Origin of the sequence: Nocardia sp. NPDC051981 (genome assembly GCF_040680715.1) — a bacterium.
GTDB lineage: Bacteria > Actinomycetota > Actinomycetes > Mycobacteriales > Mycobacteriaceae > Nocardia.
The window spans coordinates 241,657-266,469 of the sequence record NZ_JBFAXK010000007.1 but is presented as its reverse complement, the minus strand read 5'-3'; the positions used below and the strand labels follow the sequence as shown (position 1 = coordinate 266,469).

Annotated in this window: 23 protein-coding genes; 4 read left to right on the top strand and 19 right to left on the bottom strand. The window is 69.3% G+C overall.

The genetic code is table 11. The features are described from left to right. Positions 1-3 precede the first annotated feature (3 nt). The 6 genes from rimM to AB0L60_RS16440 all read right to left on the bottom strand — a co-directional run bounded on the left by rimM (position 4) and on the right by AB0L60_RS16440 (position 4,680). Positions 4-540 (bottom strand): ribosome maturation factor RimM, encoded by a 537-nt coding sequence (rimM, locus tag AB0L60_RS16465; RefSeq protein ID WP_364613856.1) that lies wholly within the window; start codon positions 538-540, stop codon positions 4-6. Continuing rightward, positions 541-783: an RNA-binding protein gene (locus AB0L60_RS16460; RefSeq protein ID WP_029930032.1), complete on the bottom strand. Its 243-nt coding sequence runs from the start codon at positions 781-783 to the stop codon at positions 541-543. It lies immediately after the preceding gene. Between the two features lie 82 nt (positions 784-865). Further along, a complete protein-coding gene (rpsP, locus tag AB0L60_RS16455) occupies positions 866-1,312 on the bottom strand; it encodes a 30S ribosomal protein S16 (RefSeq protein ID WP_364613852.1) in 447 nt (148 codons plus the stop codon). A gap of 535 nt (positions 1,313-1,847) precedes the next feature. Then, positions 1,848-2,429: a Uma2 family endonuclease gene (locus tag AB0L60_RS16450; protein WP_364613849.1), complete on the bottom strand. Its 582-nt coding sequence runs from the start codon at positions 2,427-2,429 to the stop codon at positions 1,848-1,850. Between the two features lie 167 nt (positions 2,430-2,596). Next, positions 2,597-3,697, bottom strand: a complete 1,101-nt coding sequence (locus AB0L60_RS16445) for an amidohydrolase family protein (RefSeq protein WP_364613846.1) — start codon at positions 3,695-3,697, stop codon at positions 2,597-2,599. A 56-nt stretch (positions 3,698-3,753) separates the two neighbouring features. Continuing rightward, positions 3,754-4,680 carry a LysR family transcriptional regulator gene (locus tag AB0L60_RS16440; RefSeq protein WP_364613843.1) on the bottom strand — a complete coding sequence of 309 codons (927 nt, stop codon included), beginning with the start codon at positions 4,678-4,680 and terminating at the stop codon, positions 3,754-3,756. 297 nt (positions 4,681-4,977) lie between these two features. On the opposite strand from AB0L60_RS16440, the gene AB0L60_RS16435 reads away from it, so the two are divergent. Then, on the top strand, positions 4,978-5,295 hold the full coding sequence (locus tag AB0L60_RS16435; RefSeq protein WP_364613840.1) for a hypothetical protein: 318 nt from the start codon (positions 4,978-4,980) through the stop codon (positions 5,293-5,295). A 14-nt stretch (positions 5,296-5,309) separates the two neighbouring features. Here AB0L60_RS16435 and AB0L60_RS16430 read toward each other — a convergent pair whose 3' ends face one another. From AB0L60_RS16430 to ftsY, 9 genes are all read right to left on the bottom strand, one after another. Continuing rightward, positions 5,310-6,047 carry an MBL fold metallo-hydrolase gene (locus tag AB0L60_RS16430; protein WP_364613837.1) on the bottom strand — a complete coding sequence of 246 codons (738 nt, stop codon included), beginning with the start codon at positions 6,045-6,047 and terminating at the stop codon, positions 5,310-5,312. A 33-nt stretch (positions 6,048-6,080) separates the two neighbouring features. After that, positions 6,081-7,028: a fumarylacetoacetate hydrolase family protein gene (locus AB0L60_RS16425; protein ID WP_364613834.1), complete on the bottom strand. Its 948-nt coding sequence runs from the start codon at positions 7,026-7,028 to the stop codon at positions 6,081-6,083. Continuing rightward, complete coding sequence (locus AB0L60_RS16420) at positions 7,025-7,252, bottom strand: hypothetical protein (RefSeq protein WP_364613831.1); 228 nt, start codon at positions 7,250-7,252, stop codon at positions 7,025-7,027. Before AB0L60_RS16420 ends, AB0L60_RS16425 begins: the two co-directional genes overlap by 4 nt. A 117-nt stretch (positions 7,253-7,369) precedes the next feature. Beyond that, positions 7,370-8,941 (bottom strand): signal recognition particle protein, encoded by a 1,572-nt coding sequence (ffh, locus tag AB0L60_RS16415; protein ID WP_364613828.1) that lies wholly within the window; start codon positions 8,939-8,941, stop codon positions 7,370-7,372. Between the two features lie 119 nt (positions 8,942-9,060). After that, positions 9,061-9,369 (bottom strand): hypothetical protein, encoded by a 309-nt coding sequence (locus AB0L60_RS16410; RefSeq protein ID WP_354837728.1) that lies wholly within the window; start codon positions 9,367-9,369, stop codon positions 9,061-9,063. 197 nt (positions 9,370-9,566) lie between these two features. Next, positions 9,567-12,014, bottom strand: a complete 2,448-nt coding sequence (locus tag AB0L60_RS16405) for a [protein-PII] uridylyltransferase (protein WP_364613824.1) — start codon at positions 12,012-12,014, stop codon at positions 9,567-9,569. A 116-nt stretch (positions 12,015-12,130) separates the two neighbouring features. Beyond that, a complete protein-coding gene (locus AB0L60_RS16400) occupies positions 12,131-12,469 on the bottom strand; it encodes a P-II family nitrogen regulator (RefSeq protein WP_040859831.1) in 339 nt (112 codons plus the stop codon). Positions 12,470-12,474: 5 nt separating this feature from the next. Continuing rightward, positions 12,475-13,860, bottom strand: a complete 1,386-nt coding sequence (locus AB0L60_RS16395; protein ID WP_364613820.1) for an ammonium transporter — start codon at positions 13,858-13,860, stop codon at positions 12,475-12,477. Between the two features lie 197 nt (positions 13,861-14,057). After that, positions 14,058-15,770, bottom strand: coding sequence for a signal recognition particle-docking protein FtsY (gene ftsY, locus AB0L60_RS16390; RefSeq protein ID WP_364613817.1), 1,713 nt, complete (start codon positions 15,768-15,770; stop codon positions 14,058-14,060). Between the two features lie 215 nt (positions 15,771-15,985). On the opposite strand from ftsY, the gene AB0L60_RS16385 reads away from it, so the two are divergent. After that, positions 15,986-16,375, top strand: coding sequence for a DUF2237 domain-containing protein (locus AB0L60_RS16385; RefSeq protein ID WP_326357779.1), 390 nt, complete (start codon positions 15,986-15,988; stop codon positions 16,373-16,375). 18 nt (positions 16,376-16,393) lie between these two features. On the opposite strand, the gene AB0L60_RS16380 is transcribed toward AB0L60_RS16385, so the two are convergent. Both AB0L60_RS16380 and AB0L60_RS16375 read right to left on the bottom strand, forming a co-directional pair. Further along, positions 16,394-17,281 (bottom strand): hypothetical protein, encoded by an 888-nt coding sequence (locus AB0L60_RS16380; RefSeq protein ID WP_364613813.1) that lies wholly within the window; start codon positions 17,279-17,281, stop codon positions 16,394-16,396. 192 nt (positions 17,282-17,473) lie between these two features. Further along, positions 17,474-18,310, bottom strand: coding sequence for a TetR/AcrR family transcriptional regulator (locus AB0L60_RS16375; RefSeq protein ID WP_364613810.1), 837 nt, complete (start codon positions 18,308-18,310; stop codon positions 17,474-17,476). Positions 18,311-18,414: 104 nt separating this feature from the next. Here AB0L60_RS16375 and AB0L60_RS16370 point away from each other — a divergent pair, with 104 nt between their 5' ends. After that, positions 18,415-19,335, top strand: a complete 921-nt coding sequence (locus AB0L60_RS16370) for an NmrA/HSCARG family protein (RefSeq protein ID WP_364613807.1) — start codon at positions 18,415-18,417, stop codon at positions 19,333-19,335. Positions 19,336-19,392: 57 nt separating this feature from the next. Here the strand turns inward: AB0L60_RS16370 and AB0L60_RS16365 are convergent, their stop codons facing one another. Continuing rightward, positions 19,393-20,049, bottom strand: a complete 657-nt coding sequence (locus AB0L60_RS16365; protein ID WP_364613804.1) for an HAD family acid phosphatase — start codon at positions 20,047-20,049, stop codon at positions 19,393-19,395. A gap of 104 nt (positions 20,050-20,153) precedes the next feature. After that, positions 20,154-23,765, bottom strand: coding sequence for a chromosome segregation protein SMC (smc, locus tag AB0L60_RS16360; protein WP_364613801.1), 3,612 nt, complete (start codon positions 23,763-23,765; stop codon positions 20,154-20,156). 94 nt (positions 23,766-23,859) lie between these two features. On the opposite strand from smc, the gene AB0L60_RS16355 reads away from it, so the two are divergent. Next, the gene (locus AB0L60_RS16355) at positions 23,860-24,801 is read left to right on the top strand and encodes a MerR family transcriptional regulator (protein ID WP_364613798.1); all 942 of its coding nucleotides are present in this window, start codon (positions 23,860-23,862) and stop codon (positions 24,799-24,801) included. Positions 24,802-24,813 lie beyond the last annotated feature (12 nt).

Sequence of the window (24,813 nt, the reverse complement as noted above, 5' to 3'; positions counted from 1 at the left end):
CCGCTACTCCGGGTCCAGCAGGCCCTCGGGCGGGTCGATGACGATCAGGCCGTCGGCGACCGACACCGTCGGCACCATGGCCAGCACGAACGGCACCAGGATCTCCCGGCCCGCGGGCGGGAACGCGTCCCCGGCCTTGATCGAAAGCAGTTCTCCCGCAGCGGAATGCAGCACCTCGTTGACGGTGCCGACCCGGGTGCCGTCGCCGAGTTCGACGCGCAGGCCCTCGAGTTCGTGATCGTAGTACTCGTCCGGGTCCTCCGACGGCGGCAGATCCGCGGAGTCCACCACGAAGAGCATGCCCCGCAACGCATCCGCGGCCGTGCGGTCGGCGACGCCGTCCAGACGCAGGAGAAGCCGGCCCGAGTGCTCCCGGACCGACTCCACTTCGAATTCCTGCGTCTGCTTCGCGCGCGGCAGCTTCCCCTTCAGGACGCTGCCGGGCGCGAACCGCAGTTCCGGCTCGTCGGTGCGGACTTCTACGACGAGTTCGCCACGCACACCGTGTGACTTGGCGACCCGCCCGACGACCAGTTCCATCTACTGATCCGTGTCGACCACGTCGACGCGAATGCCCTTACCGCCGATCCCGGCGACCAGGGTGCGCAGGGCGGTCGCGGTACGACCGCCGCGACCGATCACCTTGCCCAGATCATCCGGGTGCACGTGCACCTCGACGGTCCGGCCACGACGGCTGGTGATCAGCTCGACGTGGACGTCGTCGGGATTGGCGACGATGCCGCGCACCAGGTGCTCGACAGCATCGGCGACAACGGCGCTCATGCCTCCACCTCGCTAGCGCTCGGCTCCGGCATGACCGCCGAGGCGGCTGTGCCGTTGGTTCGCTCGCTGCGCTCGCTCACGGTTACTCGGCGGCTTCGGTGGTGGCCTCAGCGGCCTCGGCCTCGGCGGCCTCGTCCTTCTTGGCGGCCTTCTTCTTGGGGGTGACGGCCTCGGCGACCGGCTCGTTCTCGGCGGCGGCCAGCGCAGCGTTGAACAGGTCCAGCTTGGACGGCTTCGGGGCCTTGGTCTTCAGGGTGCCCTCGGCGCCCGGCAGGCCCTTGAACTTCTGCCAGTCGCCGGTGATCTCCAGCAGACGCTTCACCGGCTCGGTCGGCTGCGCGCCGACACCCAGCCAGTACTGAGCGCGCTCCGAGTCGATCTCGATGAGCGACGGCTCTTCCTTCGGGTGGTACTTGCCGATGGACTCGATGGCGCGGCCGTCACGACGAGTACGGGCGTCGGCGATGACGACGCGGTACTGCGGGTTGCGGATCTTGCCCATACGGGTCAGCTTGATACGAACAGCCATGAGCTGATGCCTTTCAAATGGTTGGTCACGTCGCAATTCAGCAGCCCACACGAGGTGGACCCGGTTTTGCGTCAAGTGCTGTGACCGCCGCGCGGTACGGAACCGGAGACGGGCTGACACTGTCCTCGATGAGGACGGTCGTCCATTCTGCCAGAGCACCGGCGACCCGGAGAAATCGCCCCGACCCGGCCACGGAAACACCGCAGACCCGGCCCCGGAAACACCACAGCCCACCGGGTACGACCCCGATGGGCTGCGTCTCACGCAGAGCCTACGGCTGAACCGGGCCGGGCCCGGAACTCCCGGACGTCAGCAGCTTCACGATCAAACCGGCCAACACACCAATGGCCAGGGTTTCGATAGACCCCACGGTCATCTCCTCATCGAGTCGAAACAACAAACGTCTGAAGCATGACCGATTCACTTTGAATGCGCAGCCGAATCGCCATACCCGCCCAACCGACCCCCCACCTGCAGCACATGTAGCTCGCGATGCCCAGAGTCGGTTACCGCTTCCGAGGGGATGGGCGAGTCTTCAGCGCAACTCGGCGGTTGCCACCTCGACCGGGACGGGGGAGGGAGCCGACACCGTCTCCCCTGCTGCCGCATAGATCTCCTGGCGATACCCGGATTCGCCCAACCGGTAGCCGCAGAACGTGGCGGGTTTGCCGTCGGGCAGTTCGACTATCCAGAGGAAAGGGACTCGCGCAGCGGCATATCCCGCGATCTTCGTATCGCGTTCCTCGCGGGTATTGCCGGACGACCAGACTTCGACGGCGAGCACCAGTTCATGCGACTCGAAGCACTTGCGGTGCGCTTCGGCCGCGACGACCGCGACGACATCGGGGATGACAGCTGTCCTGAACGCCGTACTGATCCGCACACCGACGCCGGGAAGCACCTGCAGGTCCGATCGCCCCGCAGCTCGGACCGCACCTCGGAGTGCCACGAACAACTCACCGGTCGCGTACTGGTGCGACCCCGTGGGTGGAGGTGTCATGTAGAGGTACCCCAGGATGAGCTCGAGACGAGATCCATCGGACGGCTGCTCCGCAGCCAGCCAGTCTTCCACGGTTGTTGGCCCAAGTGGGTGGAACGTCGAAACCTCAGCGGTCATCGTCATTTCCCGTCCGATCTATCCGCTTCGAACACAGTCGGTGGCGTACCGGTCCGAATGGCGTATCCGGGTGTATCGGATTCAATCCAATCGACATCGTTCCATGTGCGGGATATGCACGTTCCATACGCTGAACCAGCAATTCTCGTCGGCTCAGTACCCGGAACTCAGCGGTGGCTGGTGACCGGGTCGCGGCGGTTGTAGACGCGGCCGCGTAAAACCACCCAGGCGGGGGTGGCAAGCGCGGAGAGGTTCTCGCGTGGGTCTTCTTGGTACACAACGAAATCGGCGGGGGCGCCGGGTTCGATGCCTGAGCGGCCGAGCCAGGTGCGGGCGTGCCAGGACGAGGCGCCGAGGGCGTTGTGGGGGGTGAAGCCGGCGCCGGCGAGGGCGGCGATCTCGTCGGCGATGCGGCCGTGGCGGATGGAGCCGCCGGCGTCGGTGCCGGTGTAGATGGGTACGCCGGCCTCGTGGGCCTTGGCGACGGTGGTGCGGGAGCGGCGGTGGAGGTCGCGCATGTGGGCGGCGTAGGTGGGGAATTTGGTTGCGCCGTCGGCGATTCCGGGGAAGGTGTCGATATTGATGAGGGTGGGGACGAGGGCGGTGCCGTGGGCGGCCATCAGGGCGATGGTGTCGTCGGTGAGGCCGGTGCCGTGCTCGATGCAGTCGATGCCGGCGTTCAGCAGGCCGGGCAGGGCGTCCTCGCCGAAGACGTGGGCGGTGACACGGGCGCCCTCGCCGTGGGCGGCGTCGATGGCGGCCTTCAGGATGTCGTCGGACCACAGTGGGGCGAGGTCGCCGATCGCGCGGTCGATCCAGTCGCCGATGATCTTGACCCACCCGTCGCCGCGGCGGGCCTGCTCGGCGACGATCTCGGGCAGGTCGCGCTCGTCGTCGAGTTCGATGCCGAGTTCGCGGATGTAGCGCCGGGGGCGGGCGATGTGGCGGCCCGCGCGGATGATGCGCGGGAGGTCGTCGCGGTCGTCGATGAAACGGGTGTCGATGGGCGAGCCCGCATCACGCAGCAGCAGGGCGCCCGCGTCCCGCTCGACCTCGGCCTGGGCGATCGCGCCCGCCGAATCCTCGTGTCCGCCGCCGTATTTGACGCCGACATGGCAGTGGGCATCGACCAGGCCGGGCACGATCCAGCCGGAGGCCTGCACGGTGTCGGCGTCGGGAATCGGCTCCGCGGAGATCCGGCCGTCGCGCACCCAGAGGTCGCGGACTTCGTCATCGGGCAGGACCACGCCGCGGAAATGCAGCCGCATGCCGACCTCCTTGCCTGGACGGTACGTCTCGACACGATTCCGGGTCCACTATCGCATCAGTCGTCGAGCACGGTGATGTCGGTGCGCTCCCGGCAGAGCCCGCGAATGGCATCCAGCCCGGCCGCGATCACCGGATGCTCGGCGCTGCCCCGCCGCACCGCGGACAGGTGACGGCGGACCGGGACCGGATCGTCGTGCAGCGGGACGCGCACCACCGCCAGCTCCGGCGGCAGGAACGCGAGCCGGGGCACCAGACTCACCCCGAATCCGTGCGCCACCATGGCCGCCACACCTGGGAAATCGACCGCCTGCCCGGCGATCCGGGGTGTGAACCCGGCCGCGGCGCAGGCGGCCGACACCACCAGGTGATGGGTGATGCGCGCACGTCCGGTAATCCACGGCTCGGACGCCGCCTCGGACAGGGCGACGCTGTCGCGCCCGGCGAGTGAATGGCCCACGGGCACAAGCAGATCCAACGGCTCGGCCAACAGCGGACGCTGCTCGAACCGCAGGTCGTCGGGCGCGGGGCTGCCGGGCGCGGGCAGCACTATCCCGATATCGCTGTCCCCGACCAGCAGGGTTTCGAAGCAGTGCGCGCTCTCGTCCTCGATCAGTTCCACGGTCAGCCCCGGATTCGCGTCCCGTAGCCGGGCGGCGGCCGGCGCCACCAGGGCCGCGAGAGCGGTCGGCATCGCACTGATCCGCAGCACCCCCGCGATGCCAGCCCGGTGCGCCGCCAGCTCCGCCCGTGCGCTCTCCGCCTGTGCCGCAAGCAGATCCGCGTGCCGCAGCAGCGCGTGCCCGGCGGCCGTCAACTGCACCCTGCGCCCCACCTGCTCGAGCAGTTCGACATCCAATTCCCGGGCCAGGCCACGCAGCTGCTGCGACACCGTGGACGGCGTCAGATGCAGTGCCGCCGCGGCCGCGGTCACCGTGCCGTGCTCACGCAGTACCCGCAGGGCCTGCAACCGAGGATCGATCATGTGGCAATTCCGAACGATTCGCTACGAAAACTTTCGATGGACCGAGACTACCGCCCCGCGAAGACTGGCCTCATGACCGAATCGGACCGGCAGTGTCGCCACTGCGGCTGGCCCACAGCCCAACCCTTCCAAGTCCTTTCGCGCCACCGCACCTCCGAGGGCATCGTCAGCTACACCCGCTGCGCCTGTGGCGTCCTGCGAATGCACCTGTCCCCCGTGGCCTTCAAAATTTGAAGCACGCGAGTTTCAATATCCGTTTACGATCGGGTCACACATCACTTTGCCGGAGGCCCACCCATGTCATTGTTGTTCGCCCGCAATCGAATCCGCCTGACATTCGCCGCGTTGGCGATCGGCGCGACCGTCACCGCAGCCGGAGCCACCGCACAGGCCGCGCCCGTCTCCCTCGACCAGCCGTCCCCGGACACCACCGCCGCCCCCGTCGCGACCAGCTCGGGGTCCAGCGCGTTCGGAGTCAACTGGGATCCGGGCATGATCACCGCCTCGGCCGCGGCACCCATCTCGATCGTGGCCGTGATCCTCTGCAGTATCGGGTTGAGCACCGGCAGCACCAAGGTCACGCCCGGCAACGACAACCCCTGCCTGCCGATCTGACCTCATCGCGGCGATCACGGCCGGGCGAAATCACCCAGCAGGCTCGACAGGTCGTGCCGGACCGGCAGGCCATGCCCGGGAACCAGAATCCCGGCCTCCAGCGTGCAGAGCGCGCGGGCGCTCGCGAGCGTCCCCGCCTCATCGTGGTTGAACACGCTCGGAAGAAGCTGCAGACCGGTCTCGAGCAACAGGGGGTGGCCGGTGACCAGGGCGTCGCCGGAGAACAGCACACCCTCGGACGGCATCAGATACGCCGTGTGACCGTTGGTGTGACCGGGCGTCGGCACCTCGACGAAACCGCCCGGGAGCGCCGCCAGGGTGTCGGCGTCGGCGGTTCGAGCGGTCGGCACGGTCATCCCGATGTGACCGACGCAGGCGCGCAGGGTCTGCGCGACCCAGACCGCCCCGCGCCGAGTCCGCAGCTGCCGCACCATGTCCACGGGCGTGATCTGTTGCAGGTACTCACGTTTGGCGTGCCGGACCTCCTCGGCGCCGGTGTAGACCGGCACGCCCAGGCGTTCGACCAGGGTCGGAATCGCACCGATGTGATCGAGGTGCGCATGGGTCAGCAGGACCGCGGCGATATCGCCGAGCTCGCGCCCTATCTGGCGCACCGAGCTCAGCACCGACTCGGTGTCGGCGGGATATCCGGCGTCCACGATGGTCACACCGCGCTCGTCACTGATCAACGCCCAGTTGACGTTCGTACCCGCGACGACGTAGACGGAATCGGCAACCTGGTCGATTTTCACGTGCCCCTCCTCAGTGCTGGATTCGGTGGTCGATCACGGCTGGATTCGATGTTCGATGACGCCGATGGCGTCGATCTCCAGGCGCAGCTCGTCGCCGGGAGCCAGCCAGCGGCCCACTTCCATACCGCTGCCACCGGGCAGGGTGCCGGTGGCCAGCAGCTCACCCGGATACAGCTGCTCGGAGCGCGAGACATGCGCGATGGCCTCACCGAGCGAGAAGCGCATGCCCCCGGTCCCGGTGCGGGACACCGTCTCCCCATTGATCGCCACCGTGGCCGTGAGCCGATCGAGCCGGTCGGCCACCGCCGCACCGGCGACCGCCGTCCCGGACATCGAGCTGACGAAGTGCTTGGACTTCTGCGGGCCGAAACCCGACCGCATTTCCGCCAATTGCACATCCCGTGCCGAGAAGTCGTTGACCACCACCACCGCCGCGATCGCTGCCAGCGCCTGCTCCGGCGACGCGTCGCGCAGCGGAGCGCCCAGCACCACCCCGAGTTCGAGCTCGAAATCCAGTGCGCGACTGTAGGCGGGCGGCGCGACCGGGACACCCGAGGGCACGATGGTCAGCGCATTGGACAGGTAGTAGATGGGCTGGGCGTACCAGAGCCGGTGCGGCCGGTAGGCCGGGAACGTCCGGCGGGTCAGCGTCTCGAACGCCTGCCCGAGCCGGTATCCGGCGGGCAGGAACCGGCGGGCCATCCCGCGCGCGGCGTCCACGGCATGCTTCTCGTAGAGCATGAAGTCCCGGAACGAGGCCGGGCACACCGGCAGTACCGTGGCCCCGTCGGCGAGGTCCAGATGCTCGTAGCGGGCCAGCTCGAACTCCTCGGTCCAGGCCGAGGGCACGAGATCGGCTGCGCCGCCATCGGATTCGCCGACCGTCGTCCACCCGCCACCGGTGTCGATCTGGCGGAGGATGCGCCGTCGGCCGCGGTCGAGGGTGCGGCGCAGGCGCGGGAGCGGGGTGGGTTCGGTCATCGCATCACCGGTTCTGCCGCGTCGAAGGACACCAAGTGGTCACGCAGGAACCGTACCGATAATTCCGACCATTGCACGGCATGACCCATGGCGCAGTGGTCGTCGGCGTACAGGACCAGTTGGGCGTTGGGGGCACCGATGGCGATGTCGATCGAATCCCGGGTGCTGATCAGGCTGTCGTTGGCGCCGTTGACCACCAGCAGCTCGCCGAGCGGGATCCGCACCGATTCAATGGTCAACCCCGTCGCGGGAGCCAGTGCGGTGAGCAGGATTTCGGTCAGCCGGTGCGACCCAATTCGGCCCCGCCCGGGGTGGGCGGGGCCGAATCAGGTTCGCGTGGATCAGTTCTTGGGGAAGTTCAGCTTCGAGAGGTCGAAACCTTCCAGGCCCGGCGGCAGCTCATTGAGACCGGCGGGGAGGTTGGAGAGGTCGGGCATACCGGCGGGCATACCGCCCGGGAGGCCCGGCATGCCGGGGAAGCCGCCGCGCACCTTCGGCGGGGTCGGGCCACGTCCGCCCTTCTTGCCCTTCTTGCCCTTCTTGGTGTTCTTGCCGCCACGGCCCGCACCCGGCAGGCCGAACTGCCGGGACATCGCGCCCATCATCTTCCTGGCCTCGAAGAACCGGTCGACCAGCTGGTTGACGTCGGACACCGCGACGCCCGAGCCATTGGCGATGCGCAGGCGGCGGGAGGCGTTGATGATCTTGGGGTTGGCGCGCTCTGCGGGGGTCATGCCGCGGATGATGGCCTGCACCCGGTCGAGCTGCTTGTCGTCGACCTGGGCCAGCACGTCCTTCATCTGCCCCGCGCCGGGCAGCATGCCCAGCAGGTTGCCGATCGGGCCCATCTTGCGGATGGCCAGCATCTGCTCGAGGAAGTCCTCGAGGGTCAGCTCACCCGAGCCGATCTTGCGGGCGGCCTCCTCGGCCTGCTTGGCGTCGTAGACCTGTTCGGCCTGCTCGATCAGGGTGAGCAGGTCGCCCATGCCGAGGATGCGGCTGGCCATGCGGTCGGGGTGGAAGACGTCGAAGTCCTCGAGCTTCTCGCCGGTGGAGGCGAAAAGGATGGGCTGGCCGGTGATTTCACGTACCGACAGGGCCGCACCACCGCGGGCGTCGCCGTCGAGCTTGGTGAGCACGACACCGGTGAAGCCGACGCCGTCACGGAACGCCTCGGCGGTGGCGACCGCGTCCTGACCGATCATGGCATCGAGGACGAACAGGGTCTCGTCGGGGTTGACGGCGTCGCGGATGCCCGCGGCCTGCCGCATGAGCTCCTCGTCGATGCCGAGGCGACCGGCGGTGTCCACGATGACCACGTCGTACTGCTTGGTCTTCGCCTCTTCGATACCGGCGCGCGCCACATCGATCGGGTCGGAGGCCGAGACGCCCAGCGGGTTCTCACCGCCGCCGATGGAGGTGCCCGGATGCGGCGCGAAGACCGGCACCCCGGCCCGCTCGCCGACCACCTGCAGCTGGGTGACCGCGCCGGGACGCTGGAGGTCACAGGCCACCAGCAGCGGCGTGTGTCCCTGTGCCTTCAGCCATTTGGCGAGCTTGCCCGCGAGGGTGGTCTTACCGGCACCCTGCAGACCGGCCAGCATGATGACGGTCGGCGGGTTCTTGGCCAGCCGCACCCGCCGGGTCTCACCGCCGAGGATATTGATGAGCTCCTCGTTGACGATCTTGACAACCTGCTGCGCCGGATTCAGGGCGGCGGAGACCTCGGAGCCCTTGGCCCGCTCCTTGATCTTGGCGATGAAGCCGCGCACCACGGGCAGCGCCACGTCGGCCTCGAGCAGCGCCAGCCGGATCTCACGGGCGGTCGCGTCGATGTCCGCCGGCGACAGGCGTCCCTTGCCACGCAGATCCTTGAGGGCACCGGCCAACCGGTCGGAAAGGGATTCGAACACCGATGCTCCTGATCTCGAGGGACGTCACTCGAGATACCAGGGTAGTGGGATCCGCGTGATGCCGTTGCGCCAGGCTCGGACCTGCGCGAACGGGGCGGCGCGGCAAGCTGTTCCGGCGGCTATTCCAGCGAGCGGGGACGCGGGCCGGGCCGCCGCAGATCGTGGTTCTCGGTGGCGACCATACCGACCGCCTCGCGGGCGGTGAGGCCCAGTTCCAGAGCGAGCCCGTCCAGCAACGCCCATTCGGCGTCGGAGGGTGCCTGGTCGGCGACGGTGGACGCGATGGTCATCGCGGTCACCGCCTGCTGGCCGCTCAGGGTGCGCCCCGGCAGCCAGGAGACCACCCAGCGATCACCACCGACGCAGCGGGCGATGTGCGCGGTCAAATCGCTGGTCATCATCGACGCGGATACGACTTCGATTGCCACCGACCTGCTCCCCTCATGCTCGCGACAGTTTGGGACCTCCGGATCGACCTTGCACGCGAATACTAGGGTGTGACTCCGATCACCCGATCGGTATTACAGCAAATCTCCTGCAACATTCTTATTAACTGGCAATCGTGCGGTTTGTCCGCCAATGCCGGTTCATGGCAAACAATCGGAAAACTATCGGGAGATCCGATTCAGCTGTCCGATTCGAGAGGTTTCTTCGGTTGCTGTGGCGGCACCACCGTCAGCACCGCCGCCTCGATCTCCGCCCGCCGCCCGGGCGTGTCGGAAGCGCCCAGATCCAGGCAGAACGAGTCGATGACCGCCGAACCCATGGTCACCACCTTCGCCCAGCAGACATTCACCCCGGCCTCGGCCAGCGCCGCGGCCAAGCGGCTCAGCAACCCGATGCGATCCTCGGCACGCAATTCCAGCAGCACCCGGCCCGGATCGGCGGTCTCGTGCCAGAACACCCGCGGCCGCGCCTGCGCGAACGGCCTCGGCTGGGTCCCGCCCGCATCGCGCTCCTTGCGGGCCAGCACCGAGGCCAGATCCAGATCGCCGTTGATGGCGCGGATCAGTTCCTGGCGCAGCAGGCCCGGGTCCGGCGGATCACCGAAACGGGGTGCCACGACGAAGGTATCGATGGCCGAGGCGCCCACACTGGCGAGTTCGGCCGACAGTACCCGCAGCGAGTGCACGGCCAGCACGCCCGCCGCATCGGAGAGCAGACCCGGATTATCGGGCGCGACCACGGTGACCACATGCTGGTAGCGGCTCTCTCCCGGCTTCAGATCCACGTGCACGCCACCGGATTCCGCGCGGGCGCGCAGCTCGTCGGGAATCGGGGTCGGCTCGGGCAGGGCGTAGCCCGCCATGGCCGTGCGGCAGTTGCGCACGAGATCGCCGATGAGCGAGGCCTTCCAGTCGTTCCACACGCCGGGCCCGGTGGCCAGCGCGTCGGCCTCGGCCAGGGCGTGCAGCAGCTCCAGCAGCTGCGGGTCACCGTCGAGGGCGTCGATCACCATCTTCACGGTGTCGGAATCGGTGATGTCGCGCCGCGTGGCCGTGTCGGGCAGCAGCAGGTGGTGGCGCACCACACCCGCGAGCGTCTGCACGTCGGAAGGCCACAGCCCCAGGCGATTTCCGATGGAGACGGCCAGCTCCGCACCTACCACGCTGTGATCCTCGGTGCGGCCTTTGCCGATATCGTGCAGCAGCGCGCTCAGTAGCAGCAGGTCCGGGCGGGCGACCCGGGTGGACAGCGCCCCGGCCTGGGCGACGGTCTCCATGAGGTGACGGTCCACGGTCCAGGTGTGCATGGCATCGCGCGGCGGCAGATCACGCACCACGCCCCATTCCGGAAAGAGCCTGCCCCACAGGCCCGTCCGGTCCAGCGCCTCCACGGCATCGACGGCGCCGCGGCCCGTGCCCAGCAGGACCAGCAGGTCGTTGAGGGCTTCCTTGGGCCACGGCTCGCGTAGCTCGGGCGCGTCCTCGCCGAGCCGGTTGAGCGTGGTCGCCGACATCGGCAGCCCGGTCTGCGCCGAGGCCGCGGCCACCCGCAGGATCAGCCCGGGATCGCGCTGCGGCCGGGCATCACGGGCGAGCACCACCTCCCCGGAATGTTCGACCACCCCCTCATCGAGTGGTCGGCGTACCGGGGCGCGGCGCAAGCGCGCGAGCCCGCGCCGTGGCAGCGCGTTCCCCGCGGTCCGCAGCCCGACGTCGGTGGAGTAGCTCACCGTGCGGGCCGCATCACTGAGCGTGCGGGCCAGATCGAAGCGATCGCCGATGCGCAGGGCCGCCCCGATCTCGTCGGCGTCCTGGGCCCGCAACTGGTCGCGGGCCCGGCCCGCCACCCGGTGCAGTTCGGTGCGGACATCCAGCAGGCGGCGATGCACCTGCCGCAACCCGCCACCGGGCACATCCGGACCGAGCCCCGGCATGGCGTCGGTCAGTTGTGCGATGGCGAGCGCGTCCAGCAGCTGGATGTCCCGCAGCCCGCCGCGCCCGTTCTTGATGTCGGGCTCGGCGCGGTGCGCGACGTCTCCGCTTCTGCGCCAGCGGGTTTGGGCCTGTTCGATCAGGGCGTCGAAGCGGGACCGGATTCCGGCACGCCAGTCCCGGCGCACGCCGCTGATGAGCAGGTTGCTCAGACCGTCGTCGCCCACGATGTGCCGGGCCTCGAGCATGCCGAGGGCGGCGGTGAGATCGTCGGCGGCCACGCGCAGCGCCTGCGGGACGGTGCGCACGCTGTGATCGAGCTTGATGTGGGCGTCCCACAGCGGATACCAGAGCTGATCGGCGACCTCGGCGACCCGATGCGGATCGACGTCGTCGTAGAGCAGCACCAGATCCAGGTCGGAGTAAGGCAGCATTTCCCGGCGGCCCAGTCCGCCCACGGCGACGAGGGCCAGCCCGCTGTCGGCGGTGATGCCGACCTCGTGGCCCTTGGTGGTCAGCCACAGCTCGTAGAGATCCACCAGCGCTTCCCGCAGCGCCTCGGGGTCCAGACGGGCCGCGCGGCCGTTGGCGCTCTGCTCCGCGAGCAGTTGGTTGCGGGCCCGGACCAGGTCCGAGGCTCCGCCGGAAACCTGCTCGGCCTTGGTTCTGTCGTCGCGTTCCTGTTGGAAACCCACAACCCACCACCCGTCTGAATTCAGTTCTTCGCCGCACATGGGGGCGGCCCCGCCACCGCCGGTTCGACACCGACGGTGGCCAGGGCCGCCACTGGTTCCGCTGCTCCGGTTACCGCTTACAGAGCGTCGGAACCACGTTCGCCGGTGCGCACCCGGACGATGGCGTCGACCGGGGTCACCCAGACCTTGCCGTCACCGATCTTGCCGGTGCGGGCGGCCTCCACGATGACCTCGACGACCTTGTCGACGGAGGCGTCGTCCACGACCACCTCGACCCGAACCTTCGGGACGAAGTCGACGGAGTACTCGGCACCGCGGTAGACCTCGGTGTGGCCCTTCTGGCGACCGTAACCCTGAACCTCGCTGACGGTCATGCCGAGCACGCCCGCCTGCTCCAGGCCGGTCTTCACGTCCTCCAGGGTGAACGGCTTCACGATCGCAGTGATCAGTTTCATTTTCGTCATGCCTCCTTGACGGCGGCGGTGCGCGCCGCACCACCCACAGCAGCGAAATCGTATGCCGTTTCAGCGTGATCCGACTCGTCCATGCCGACGAACTCCTCTTCCTCGCTCGCGCGCAGGCCGATGGTGAACTTGATGGCGAACGCGATGATCAGCGTCACGATGAACGAGAAGGCAAGCACCACACCGGCTCCCACGGCCTGACGCCACAGCTGGTTGAAGCCGCCGCCGTAGAACAGACCCGCGACACCGGCCGGCGCCTCCTTGGTGGCCACCAGGCCGACCATCAGGGTGCCGATGATGCCGCCGACCAGGTGGACGCCCACCACGTCGAGCGAGTCGTCGAAGCCCAGCTTGAACTTCAGGCCGACGGCCAGGGCACAGGCCACACCGGCGACCGCGCCGATGGCCAGCGCGCCGAGGACGTTCACCGAGGAGCAGGACGGGGTGATGGCGACCAGACCCGCGACGACGCCGGACGCGGCGCCCAGCGAGGTGGCGTGACCGTCACGCAGCTTCTCCACGAGCAGCCAGCCGAGCATGGCCGAGCAGGTGGCGAAGGTGGTGGTCAGGAAGGTGGAACCCGCGGTGCCGTTGGAGGACAGCGCCGAACCGGCATTGAATCCGAACCAGCCGAACCACAGCAGACCGGCGCCGAGCATGACGAAGGGCAGGTTGTGCGGACGCATCGGGGTCTTCGGCCAGCCCTTGCGCTTACCCAGGACGAGGCAGAGGGCCAGGCCCGCGGCACCGGCGTTGATGTGGACCGCGGTACCACCGGCGAAGTCGATCACGTGCAGCTTGTTGGCGATCCAGCCGCCCTCGTGGATGACATTGCCGTCGGAGTCGGTGGCGTTGAAGTCGAAGACCCAGTGCGCGACCGGGAAGTAGACGATCGTGGCCCACACCGCGGCGAACAGCGCCCAGGCGCCGAACTTCAGGCGGTCCGCGACCGCGCCCGAGATCAGGGCGACGGTGATGATCGCGAACATCAGCTGGAACGCCACGAACACGGTCATCGGAATGTGGGTGTTACCGGCCAGCGGGATCCCGACGACCTTGGTCGGATCGGAATCCGCGACCGCGTCGGGACCGATGAGGCCCTTCAGCCCGAAGAACTGCTTCGGGTTGCCGATCAGTCCGAACTTGTTGTTGCCGAACGCTGCCGAGAATCCGAAGATTGCCCATAGCACGCCGACGATGCCCATGGCACTGATGCTCATCATGATCATGTTGAGCACGTTCTTGCTACGGACCATGCCGCCGTAGAAGAACGCGAGCCCCGGGGTCATTAAAAGCACCAATGCCGAACTCGCCAACATCCAGGCTGTGTCGCCGGTGTTCGGCAAATCAACGATGGGGTACGCCACCTTTGTCCTCCTCATCTCTGGCCCCGCAGCAACCTGCGAATAAGCCTGCAATGAGATTCACCAGTCGGTGTTTCAGCTGTGATCCTGCGGCGTTTCGCCTAGGTGAACGGGTGAGCTTGCAGTGTTGCGGTCACGTTTCCGAAACCGCACCGCTGTTACCGCGACCGGGTGAGGATGATGTCGATTTCGATATCGATGCAGTTCAGCAGCGGTTAACCGAGCAGAGCGTCGACGAAGGCGCCCGGTTCGAAGGGTGCGAGGTCGTCGGCGCCCTCTCCCAAACCGACCAGTTTGACCGGAACGCCCAGCTCATGCTGCACCTGGAAGACGATGCCGCCCTTGGCGGTCCCGTCCAGCTTGGTCAGCGCGACACCGGTGATGTCCACGACATCGGCGAAGACCCGCGCCTGCATCAGGCCGTTCTGGCCGACCGTGGAGTCGAGCACCAGGATGACCTCGTCCACCGCGGCCTTCTTCTCCACCACGCGCTTGACCTTGCCCAGTTCGTCCATCAGGCCGGTCTTCGTGTGCAGGCGGCCGGCGGTATCGATGAGCACCACGTCCACGCCGCGATCGATGCCGGCCGACACCGCGTCGAAGGCCACGGCCGCGGGATCCGCGCCCTCCTTGCCGCGCACGGTCTCCGCGCCCACGCGCTCACCCCAGGTCTGCAGCTGATCGGCGGCCGCGGCACGGAAGGTGTCGGCCGCGCCCAGCAGCACGCGGCGGCCGTCGGCCACCAGCACACGCGCCAATTTGCCGGTGGTGGTGGTCTTTCCGGTGCCGTTCACCCCCACGACCAGCAGGATCGACGGGTGGTCGGCGTGCGGTAGGGCACGGATGGAGCGATCCAGCTCGGGTCGTAGCGCGTCGACGAGCACCTCGCGCAGCAGGGTGCGCGCGTCGGCGGCGGTGCGGATGCTGCGGGCGGCCATCTCGTGGCGCAGCCGCTCCACGACGGCGGCGGTGCTGGCGGTACCCAGGTCGGCCATGACCAGGGTGTCCTCGATCTCCTCCCAGGAGTCCTCGTCCAGATCGCCACCGCCCAGCAGGCCGAGCAGCGATTTGCCGACGGCGTTCTGGGAGCGGGCCAGGCGACCACGCAGCCGGGTCAGCCGGCCCGCGGTGGGCTCGATCTCGGCGATGGCCGGGGCGGCCGCCTCGGCGGGGGGCGCGGTTTCGGGCGCGGCGGCAGGCGCGCCCGCGTGCGCGGCGATAGCGGCCTCGGCGGCAGCGGCCACCTCGGCGGCGGCGACCGCGGCCTCGGCGGCCTCCTCGGCGGCGGCCTCTTCCGAGGCGGGGTGCTCGACGACATCCCCGGCGGCGGTGTCGGCCGCGGTCTCACCGGCCTGCTCGGCGGCCTCGACCGCCGCGGCCCGGGCGCTGTCCTCGGCGTTCTCGGGCGACTGCGTGGCCGTGTCGCCCGCGTCGGCGGCCTCGCCGGCCTCGGTGGCCGGTGCGGATTCGGTAGCGGCGGGCTCGGTGGGCGTGACGGGCTCGATGGGTGTGACGGGCTCGGTGGGTGTGACGGGCTCGGTGGCCGGAGCGGGCTCGGGGCCCTCGACCGGTTCGGGGAGGCGGACATTGGTGATGCTGCGCTTGGCGGCGTCGCGCGGGACGGCGGCGTCGTCGCCGATGTGCGGCTGACCCTCGTCGTCGGTGCGCTCGGGCGGGAGCGGCAGCGGTTGCGGTTTGGGTTTGGCGGCGGGCGCCTGCTCGCGCTCGGCGGTGCCGCTGCCCTGGCTGAAGTTGAATCCGCTCGAGGCCTGATATCCGCCCGACCGGTCGGTCACCTCCTTGGTCTCGGTGACCTCCGGGGTCAGCGAGATCCGGCGGCGCTTGTTCAGGGCGTAGCCGGCAACCAGCGCCACGAGCAGCACCGCCGCGATCGCGGCGATGAGAATCCACAGTTCAGCAGTCGTCACGCCCCCATCCTTTCAGAAGCACCTGCATGCCGGATTCACATGCCTACCGACGCGTCGCAGGGCAGTGTCGTCTATCACACAGCAATGCCGTGTGGTGCGGAGACACGCCGGGTGGGGGCCTGGAAATCCCAGCAACTACCAACCGGTCTGCTCGAGAACGTGCCACAGTGCGGAAGGAGCGGCGAATGCGACACCGAGACAATAGGATCGGCGACGTGACCGATCGAAATGTGCTTGGGGGACCGCTGGAGGAGTGTGGCACCGATCCTCTCACCGGCTTCTACCGGGACGGATGCTGCAGCACCGGTCCCGAGGATTTGGGCAGCCACACCGTCTGCACCGTGGTGACGGCGGAATTCCTGGAGCACCAGAAGTCGATCGGCAACGATCTCGTCACTCCGCGGCCCGAGAACAACTTCCCGGGCCTGCAACCGGGCGACAGGTGGTGTGTGGTGGCCGTGCGCTGGCTGCACGCCCACGAGGACGGGGTGGCCGCGCCGGTGGTGCTGGCCGCCACCCATGAGAACGCCCTCGAGGTGGTGCCCATGGAAACCCTGCGCAAATACGCCGTCGACGTCCCCGACGACGTCAGCGACCTGCTCTGAGACCCTGCCGCAGTCGGCTCAGCCGCCGGTGTGCAGCCCGTTGTCGCTACCCCTGCGCAGCAATGCCTCTGTGGCGCTGCGCAATTCGACGCGGGCCGCGCACAGCTGAGGATCCGAGGCGAAGGCCACGCGGTCGGCGCCGGCGTGCAGGGGGCCGTGCAGGACCTGCAGGGTGATGGAGCCGGCGACGGCACCGAAGAACAGGGCGATCAGGGCGGGGCGCTCACCGGCCAGGGTGAGGGCGAGTGCGGCCTGACCCCCGAACACGGCCGCGGTGGCCGCCGAGAGCACCAGCGAGTGGGTCATGTCGGCGCGCAGCGCCTCGCCCTCCTCGTAGGCGTCCACCACGGCGATGCCCAGGCCCAGCACCACCAGGTCGGCCGCGATCACCGACAGCATGGCCGTGCGCGGCAGGACGTTGAGCCCCAACAGGATCAGGGCCGCGCTGAGCCCGAGCAGGAGCGCGCCGATGGTGAGCAGGCCGGCCGCCGACCGCCGCGAATCCTCGGACCATTCCGCGTGCTGCCCCAGCATCCCGAGCATGGTGCCGAGCAGCGCCAACAGGGTGAGCGCGCCGAGCAGGTATCCGGCGGGCAGGAAGCCGCCCGCGGCGGGCATGGCCAGCAGGGCGCACAGCGGCAGCAGCCCGACCCGCCACCAGCGGTCCACGCGCTCGACGGCGCCGAGGGGCAGCAGCCGCACGAAGACTCCGCTGAAGGCCAGCACCGGCGCGCACACCAGCACGATCCGCGGACCGTCGAACCAGGAGTTACCGCCGGCCAGCCGATCCGCCACCACGGCCGCGGCGAATGCCAGCAGCCCGATGGCAGCCCTGCGTAACAACGGCTTTCGCGGATCCCGCGCCAGTAGATACAAACCGAGCCACCATGCGACACCGAACGTCACGGCCGACACCCAAACCACGCAGGGAGCGTACTTCCCCACTGGCCCGTTGCGGGTCCATACGAAGACGCCAAATATGGCCTTCTACCAGTATTTTTCGCCTCCACACCCGCCTCGTCACACCTTCGCATCCGTTCGGACACACCCAGGTCACGAAGTGCCCCAACGGCTTTCAGGGCGGGCCCGATCAGGGGCTCATGCGGGGGTGGCGTGGCGACGGCGATGGGCCTTCTGACGGCAGGCGGCGGAGCAGTAGCGGGCCGGGCGGCCGGTGCCGGTCGGGTGGATCGGGGTGGCGCAGATCGGGCAGTGGGGTGTTTCGTCACGCGCCCTGGTTTCATCACGGGGCGCGGGCGGGTTCCGGAGTTTCGTTACGGTGCCGGATGCGGCCCGGGCGCGCATGGAGTCCAGGACCAGGGCGGCGGGCCGGGACAGCTCGCGACCCGGGCTGAGGCGTTGGATGGCAACACATCCCGTGAACAGGGCCAGCGCATCGGAGAGCGCGAGGTCCGGGCGGACCGCTCCGGCGCGCTGCGCGGCGACCAGCAGATCGTCGAGGGCGGTGTGGAAGCGGGCGCCCGCGTCCTGCACCAGTTCGCGGGGCCAGCCGTCATTGGCGGCCAGGTCGCAGACGGCCTGGTTGCGATGCGACGAGATGATGACCTCGGTACAGAAGACGAAGAAGGCCCGGCCCGGGTCGGGCGCATCCCGCAGGCGGTGCGCGAGAGCGGTGAGGCGGTCGATGCGCTGCTGCATGACCGCTTCCAGCAGTGCGGTTTTGGTGGGGAAATGCCGGTAGACGGTGCCCGCGCCGACGCCCGCGCGGCGGGCCACCTCGGCCAGTGACACCGCGACGCCGCCCTCGGCGAGGGCTCGCTGCGCCGCCGCCAGCACCAGCGCGCGATTGCGGCGCGCATCGGACCGGCTGTTCGGGGCGGACCTGTCGCGAAGCGGGGTCGGCTCGACGTGGGACAGAGTGCGCTCTATGTCGGACAGGGTGGGCTCTACGTGGGACAGGCTGGGCGCGGACATTTCGTTACGCGGGTCCTTTCCGGTGGTGGTCAACGGAAACGGGCGGTTCTAGCGTCCGTATTCGGGTCGACCGACCCGAATACTACCGAACGAAATGGCTGACGATGTCTTCTCGAAATGATCCGACCGAGCCTGCTCGCAATGATCTGGTGCTGGTGACCGGGGCGACCGGCAAGCAGGGCGGGGCCACCGCGCGCCGGCTGCTCGCCGCAGGCCGGGCGGTGCGGGCGCTGGTGCGTGATCCGGAATCGCCTGCGGCACAGCAACTCGCGGAGGCGGGTGCGCAACTGGCCGTCGGGGACTTCGACGCTCCGGAGTCCCTTGCCCCGGCGCTGTCCGGCGCGGGCGCGGCCTTCCTGGTGCCGCCCGCGACCTTCGGCCCGAACGGCTGGGACACCGAACTGGAAGTCGAGCGCGGCACGCGGTTCATCGCGGCGGCGCGCGCCGCCGGGGTGGAGTTCATCGTGTTCACCACCGTCGCCTCCTACACCGAGGACGGCAAGTGGGGTGCGCAGGGCAAGCGGCGGGTGGAGGAGGCGCTGCAGTCCAGTGGTCTGCACTGGACGATCCTGCGCCCGGCCCGCTTCATGGAGAACTACTTCATGCAGGGCTTCCCGGTGGACGGCATCAACGATGGCGTGCACAAGCATCTGTTCCCGGCGGACCGGCCGGTGCAGTCCATCGCCCTCGACGATATCGCCGTGTTCGCCCAGCTGGCCTTCGAGGATCCGGCCCGATTCCACGGCCGGGTCCTGGAATTGGCGGGTGATGATCCGACCATGCCCGCCGCGGCCGCGGCCATCACGGCCGCCACCGGGCACGCGGTGCGCTACCTGGAGGGCACCGAGGCCGAGGCCGACGCCATGGGGCCCGAGGTCGGGGCGGTCTGGCGCTTGTCGCGGCAGGGCCAGGGCTGGCACGCCGACATTCCCGCGCTGCGCGAAATCCATCCCGGCTTGCGGACTTTCGACATGTGGCTCGCCGAAACCGGTGCGGCGCGGCTGAAGTCGCTGCTGGAGGGGTGAGAACCGCGGGCGAGTAGGACCCGAGCCTCCTTTCCCGCGGTCACGGGACTCGGTAGGTCACGCCAGGGCGCCGTTGTAGTCCGGCAGCTTGAAGGTCTCGAGGGCGTGGCCGCCGGACAGGTCGGAGGCGCTGTTGCCGATATTGGCGACGATGGTGTAACCCTGGGCCTCGATGGAGGCGCGGGTGGCGGTCTTGTAGTCGGCGAGGGCGCCCGCGCCGCTGGAGCCCGTGGTGAGGCCGCCGCCGTAGAGCCCGTCCACCGGGTAGCCGACGGTGGTCAGGTTGATCTGGGTGTAGAAGTTCATGAGCGCGGGCCGGCCGGTCACGAAGATGATGGACGCGCCTTGGCTTTTCGCCCACTGCGCCAGCTTCAGGATCGGCTGGATGGCCGGAGTGATCGGGCCCGGATGGTAGGTCGTCTCGAGCACGGTGTTGTCGACGTCGAAGACGATGGCGGGCTTGGTGGTTCCGGGCAGCGCGGTGGTGAGGTAGGTCTGAGCGTCGGCGGCGATCGGGGTGATGTCGCCGATCCACTGGCTGTAGGGCGGCAGGTTGCTGTTGCTGCCGCCGGAACCGGACAGGGAGCCGGTGCCCGAGCCGGAGGCCGATCCGGATCCGAGCGCGGAGGATCCGGAGTCCGCCAGGGCGGCCGGGAGCGGGGCGACCAGGCCGACGGCGACGCCGGCGGCCAGTACTGCGATGGAGCGTCTCATGGGGCCGGACGCTAATGCCTCGCCCGTGCGACGCGCAGGCGTTTCACTTTGCCCTGCACCGCAATCCCGCTCACCGGGACGGCGGCGCCGGGCTCGTCACCGGGTCACGGTGTCGCGCCGACCAGATTCTCCCCGCGCATGCGCTGCGAGATCACCTGCGTGATGCCGTCACCGCGCATGCTGACGCCGTAGAGCGCGTCGGCGATCTCCATGGTCGGCTTCTGGTGGGTGATGACGATGAGCTGGCTCTTCTCGCGCAGCTGCTCGAACAGGCCGATGAGCCGGCGCAGGTTGGTGTCGTCCAGCGCCGCCTCGACCTCGTCCATGACATAGAACGGGGAGGGCCGGGCCCGGAAGATCGACACCAGGAAAGCCACTGCCGCAAGGGATTTCTCGCCACCGGAGAGCAGCGACAGCCGCTTGACCTTCTTGCCCGGCGGGCGGGCCTCGACCTCGACGCCGGTGGCGAGCATGTCGCTGGGATCGGTGAGCAGCAGCCGCCCCTCACCGCCGGGGAACAGGCGGCCGAAGACGCCGGTGAATTCGCGTTCGACGTCCTCGTAGGCCTCGGTGAAGACCTGCAGGATGCGCTCGTCCACCTCGGCGACCACGTCGAGCAGGTCCTGGCGGGCCTTCTTGACGTCCTCGAGCTGGGTGTTGAGGAAGGTGTAGCGCTCCTCGAGGGCCGCGAACTCCTCCAGCGCCAGGGGATTCACCTTGCCCAGGGTGGTGAGGTCCTTCTCGGCGCGCTTGGCGCGGCGCTCCTGGGTGGCGCGGTCGTAGGGCATGGGCTGGGGTGCGTTGACGGCTTCACCGCGGTCGCGGGCCTGCTCGTACTCCATCAGCTCCAGCGCGGTGGGCGGCATGGGGACGTCCGGGCCGTATTCGGCGATGAGGTCGTCGAGGCTGATGCCGAACTGTTCGGAGATGGTGGTCTCGACCTGTTCGATGCGCAGCGCGGCCTGGGCGCGGGCCACCTCGTCGCGGTGCACGGCGTCCGTGAGCTGGGTGAGCTGGGTGGTGAGGGCGCGGGAGCGTTCCTTGGTCTGCTCCACCTGGGCCGCGAATTCGCTACGGCGGCGCACCAATTCGTCGCGGCGGGTGGCGGCCTGGCCGACCACCTGCTCGAGTTCGGCGGCCACCCGTTCCGCGGACTCGGCGACCACGGCGGCGACGGCGGCGGCCTGGCGGCGGGCGGCCTGGGCGCGTTCGGCGCGGGCGCGGGTCTCGCGTTCGGCGCGGGCCGCGCGGCGCAGCGAATCCGCTCTGCCGCGGACCGATTCCGCGCGTTCCTCGGCGGTGCGGACGGCCAGGCGGGCCTCGACCTCCATCGAGCGGGCCTCGGCGAGGGCGGCGGCGGCCTCCTCGCGGGCGTACCCCGCGGTCTCGGTGCCGGCGGCCTCCGGATCCATTTCGGCCTGTTCGAGTTCGGCGTGGCGCAGCCGGTCCTCGAGGTCGGCCAGTTTGGAAAGCGTTTCCTCGCGGCCGGTTTCGGCGTCGTCGCGCTGGGCCAGCAGGCGGTCGCATTCGCGCTGGGCGGTGCGGGCGGCGTGGCCGAGGCGGCCCAGGCGGTCGTAGATGGCGACCAGGGCCTGATCGGATTCGTGCAGGGCGAGCAGGGCGTGGTCGACCGCCTCCTTGCGGTCGGACTGTTCGGCGAGCGCGCCCGCGAGCGCGGCCTCGAGTTCCTCGGCCGTGCGCTGCCAGGAGGCCAATTCGTCCTTGGCGGAATCGATGTCGGCCTGCACCTCGAGCTGGCTGGGGGCGCGGTCGGAGCCGCCGAGCAGCCAGCCGCTGCCCGTGAGGTCGCCGTCGCGGGTGACCACGCGCAGTTCCGGGCGCTCGGCGAGGACCCGGGCAGCGGTGGCGAGGTCGTCGGTGACGGCGATGCCGGCGGTGAGGGCGGCGATGGCGCCGCGCAGATCGGCGGGGCAGTCCACCACCTCGGCGAGCCAGCGCGCGGTGGCCGGTAGTCGCGAATCCGCCAGTGCCACCGGCTGATCGGTGGCGCCGGCGTAGACGATGGCGGCGCGGCCGCCATCGGATTCCTTGAGGGCGCGCACGGCGGCGTGGGCCGAGGGCCCGGTGTCGGCGGCGACGGCGTCGGCCAGCGGGCCCAGTGCGGCGGCGACCGCGGACTCGAAACCGCCGTGCACCCGGATCAGCCCGGACAGCGGGCCGAGCAGGCCGTCGGTGCGGTGCTCGAGCAGCCAGGCCGCGCCGTCCTTGCGGCGCAGGCCCATGGTGAGGGCCTCGATGCGGGCGGTCAGCGAGGCGACGCGTTGACCGGCCTCGCGGTCCTTCTCGCGCAGTTCGGTGACGCGCTGGTCGGCCAGGGCGAGCGCCTGGGCGGCGTGCTCGTAGGAGGTGTCGAGGCCCTCCTCGCCCGCGTCGAGTTCGCTCAATTCACCCTGGACGGCCTCGAATTCGGCGTTCGCGTCCTCGCCGCGGCGGCGGGCCTCGGCGATGCCGGTGGACATGCGCGCGATCTCGCCGTCCACGGACTGGGCGCGGATGCGCAGGGTGTCGACCTGGCCGGACAGGCGGGCCAGGCCCTCGCGTCGGTCGGCGATGGCGCGGACGGCGGCCAGGTGGGCCTGTTCGGCGGCCTTGGCGGCCTGCTCTCGTTCGTGCAGTTGCTCGCGGGCGGCTTCCAAGGTTTCGGTGGCCATTTCGACCGCTTCGCGCAGTTCGGCCTCTTCGGCCTCGACCCGATCCGCCTCGCGCTCCAGCTGTTCCGGGTCGCGGCCGGCGCCGGCGGGTTGCTCGATGGTGAGGTTGCGCGCGCGATCGCGGGCAATGCGGATAGTGGCATTGACGCGTTCGGTCAGGGCGGACAGCTGGAACCAGGTCTGGGCGGCGGCCTCGGCGCTGGGGGTGAGCTTGGAGAGCTCGAATTCCTGCTGGGCCAGGGCGGCATTGGCGGCGTCCAGCTCGGCCTGCACGTTGACCTGCTGCTCGCGGGCGTAGGCCTCCTTGCTCTGCTGACTCTCCAGTTCGCGGCGACGGCTCACCAGATCGTCGGCGGCCAGGCGCAAGCGGGCGTCGCGGAGCTCGGACTGAACGGTCGCGGCGCGGCGGGCCACCTCGGCCTGCCGGCCCAGCGGCTTCAACTGCCTGCGCAATTCGGTGGTGAGGTCGGTGAGGCGGGCCAGGTTGGCCTGCATGGCGTCCAGCTTGCGGACCGCCTTCTCCTTGCGCCGCCGGTGCTTGAGCACGCCCGCGGCCTCCTCGATGAAGGCCCGCCGATCCTCCGGCCGCGATTCCAGAATCGCCGACAGCTGGCCCTGACCGACGATGACGTGCATTTCCCGGCCGATGCCGGAGTCGCTGAGCAGCTCCTGGACATCCATGAGCCGGCAGGAGTTTCCATTGATCTCGTACTCGCCCGCACCGTCGCGGAACATGCGGCGGGTAATGGACACTTCGGAGTACTCGATGGGCAGCACGCCGTCGGAGTTGTCGATGGTCAGCGTGACTTCGGCACGACCGAGCGGGGCACGGCCCGCGGTACCGGCGAAGATGACGTCCTGCATCTTCCCGCCCCGCAGGGCTTTCGCGCCCTGCTCACCCATCACCCAGGTGAGTGCGTCGACGACGTTCGATTTCCCCGACCCGTTGGGCCCGACCACGCAGGTGATCCCCGGTTCGAATCGCAACGTCGTCGCGGACGCGAAGGACTTGAACCCCTTCAGCGTCAGACTCTTCAGGTGCACAGCGGCTCAGACTACCCGCTCCGCCGGGATTGCCCCGAGTATGCCGGACACCAGGACTTGAGTCTCCACCAAGGGGAACCACCAAGGTTGACGCATGGACGACGTAACGCTCTACACGATCGGGGCGCTGGCCGAACGCACCGGCCTGACGGTCAAGACCATTCGGTTCTACTCCGACAAAGGGATCGTTCCGGCGACCATGTACAGCCCCGGCGGCTACCGGCTGTACGACATCGAGGCCGTGGCGCGCCTGGAACTGGTACGTACCCTGCGCGAACTGGGTATGGACCTGGCGACCGTGCGGCGCGTGCTGTCCCGCGAAACCTCCCTGACCGAGGTCGCGACCGCGCACGCCGAGGCGGTGGACGTACAGATCCGCGTACTGCGGCTCCGGCGCGCGGTGCTCCGCGCGGTGGCCAACCGGGGATCGGATGACAAGGAGATGGGATTCATGCACAAACTGGTGCAATTGTCCGAAGCCGAACGCGCCCGCATCATTCACGACTTCGTCGACGACACCTTCGGCGCCGTGGACGGCAACCCCGCCGTCCTGGAACTGCTCCGCTCCACCATGCCGGAACTCCCCGACGACCCCACCCCCGACCAGGTCGGCGCCTGGATGGACCTGGTGGAACTGGTGCAGGACAGGGAATTTCGCGCCGCGGTCCGCCGCATGGCGGACTACCAGGCCAAGGAACGCGCCGCCGGCGACCACACCGGCCTCCACCACGACCTCACCGAGGCCGTCCGCACCGAAGTCGCCCGAGCCCTGACCGACGGCATCGCCCCCGAAAGCCCCGCTGCAGCACCCGTCCTCGACACCCTCTCAGCCCGCTACGCCGAAACCTTCACCAAGCCGGACGACCGCAACCTCCGCGAATGGATCCTGAACCGCCTGGAAATCGCCAACGACCCACGCGTAGAACGCTATTGGCACCTGGTAGCCACCATCAACGCCTGGCCCCCACTCCCCGACCTGACCCCAGCCTTCGACTGGTTCGCCACCGCGCTGCGAAGCCGACTCACCCAGTCGTAGAGCAGCCAGAAC

What these genes read in the sequence shown, in the direction of transcription:
- rpsP (WP_364613852.1), bottom strand. Translation starts at nt 1,312, where the DNA reads ATGGCTGTTCGTATCAAGCTGACCCGTATGGGCAAGATCCGCAACCCG.
- AB0L60_RS16370 (WP_364613807.1), top strand. Translation starts at nt 18,415, where the DNA reads ATGTCTTCTCGAAATGATCCGACCGAGCCTGCTCGCAATGATCTGGTG.
- AB0L60_RS16440 (WP_364613843.1), bottom strand. Translation starts at nt 4,680, where the DNA reads ATGATCGATCCTCGGTTGCAGGCCCTGCGGGTACTGCGTGAGCACGGC.
- AB0L60_RS16450 (WP_364613849.1), bottom strand. Translation starts at nt 2,429, where the DNA reads ATGACCGCTGAGGTTTCGACGTTCCACCCACTTGGGCCAACAACCGTG.
- AB0L60_RS16395 (WP_364613820.1), bottom strand. Translation starts at nt 13,860, where the DNA reads ATGAGGAGGACAAAGGTGGCGTACCCCATCGTTGATTTGCCGAACACC.
- AB0L60_RS16375 (WP_364613810.1), bottom strand. Translation starts at nt 18,310, where the DNA reads ATGTCCGCGCCCAGCCTGTCCCACGTAGAGCCCACCCTGTCCGACATA.
- rimM (WP_364613856.1), bottom strand. Translation starts at nt 540, where the DNA reads ATGGAACTGGTCGTCGGGCGGGTCGCCAAGTCACACGGTGTGCGTGGC.
- AB0L60_RS16445 (WP_364613846.1), bottom strand. Translation starts at nt 3,697, where the DNA reads ATGCGGCTGCATTTCCGCGGCGTGGTCCTGCCCGATGACGAAGTCCGC.
- AB0L60_RS16400 (WP_040859831.1), bottom strand. Translation starts at nt 12,469, where the DNA reads ATGAAACTGATCACTGCGATCGTGAAGCCGTTCACCCTGGAGGACGTG.
- AB0L60_RS16460 (WP_029930032.1), bottom strand. Translation starts at nt 783, where the DNA reads ATGAGCGCCGTTGTCGCCGATGCTGTCGAGCACCTGGTGCGCGGCATC.
- AB0L60_RS16355 (WP_364613798.1), top strand. Translation starts at nt 23,860, where the DNA reads ATGGACGACGTAACGCTCTACACGATCGGGGCGCTGGCCGAACGCACC.
- AB0L60_RS16425 (WP_364613834.1), bottom strand. Translation starts at nt 7,028, where the DNA reads ATGACCGAACCCACCCCGCTCCCGCGCCTGCGCCGCACCCTCGACCGC.
- AB0L60_RS16435 (WP_364613840.1), top strand. Translation starts at nt 4,978, where the DNA reads ATGTCATTGTTGTTCGCCCGCAATCGAATCCGCCTGACATTCGCCGCG.
- AB0L60_RS16365 (WP_364613804.1), bottom strand. Translation starts at nt 20,049, where the DNA reads ATGAGACGCTCCATCGCAGTACTGGCCGCCGGCGTCGCCGTCGGCCTG.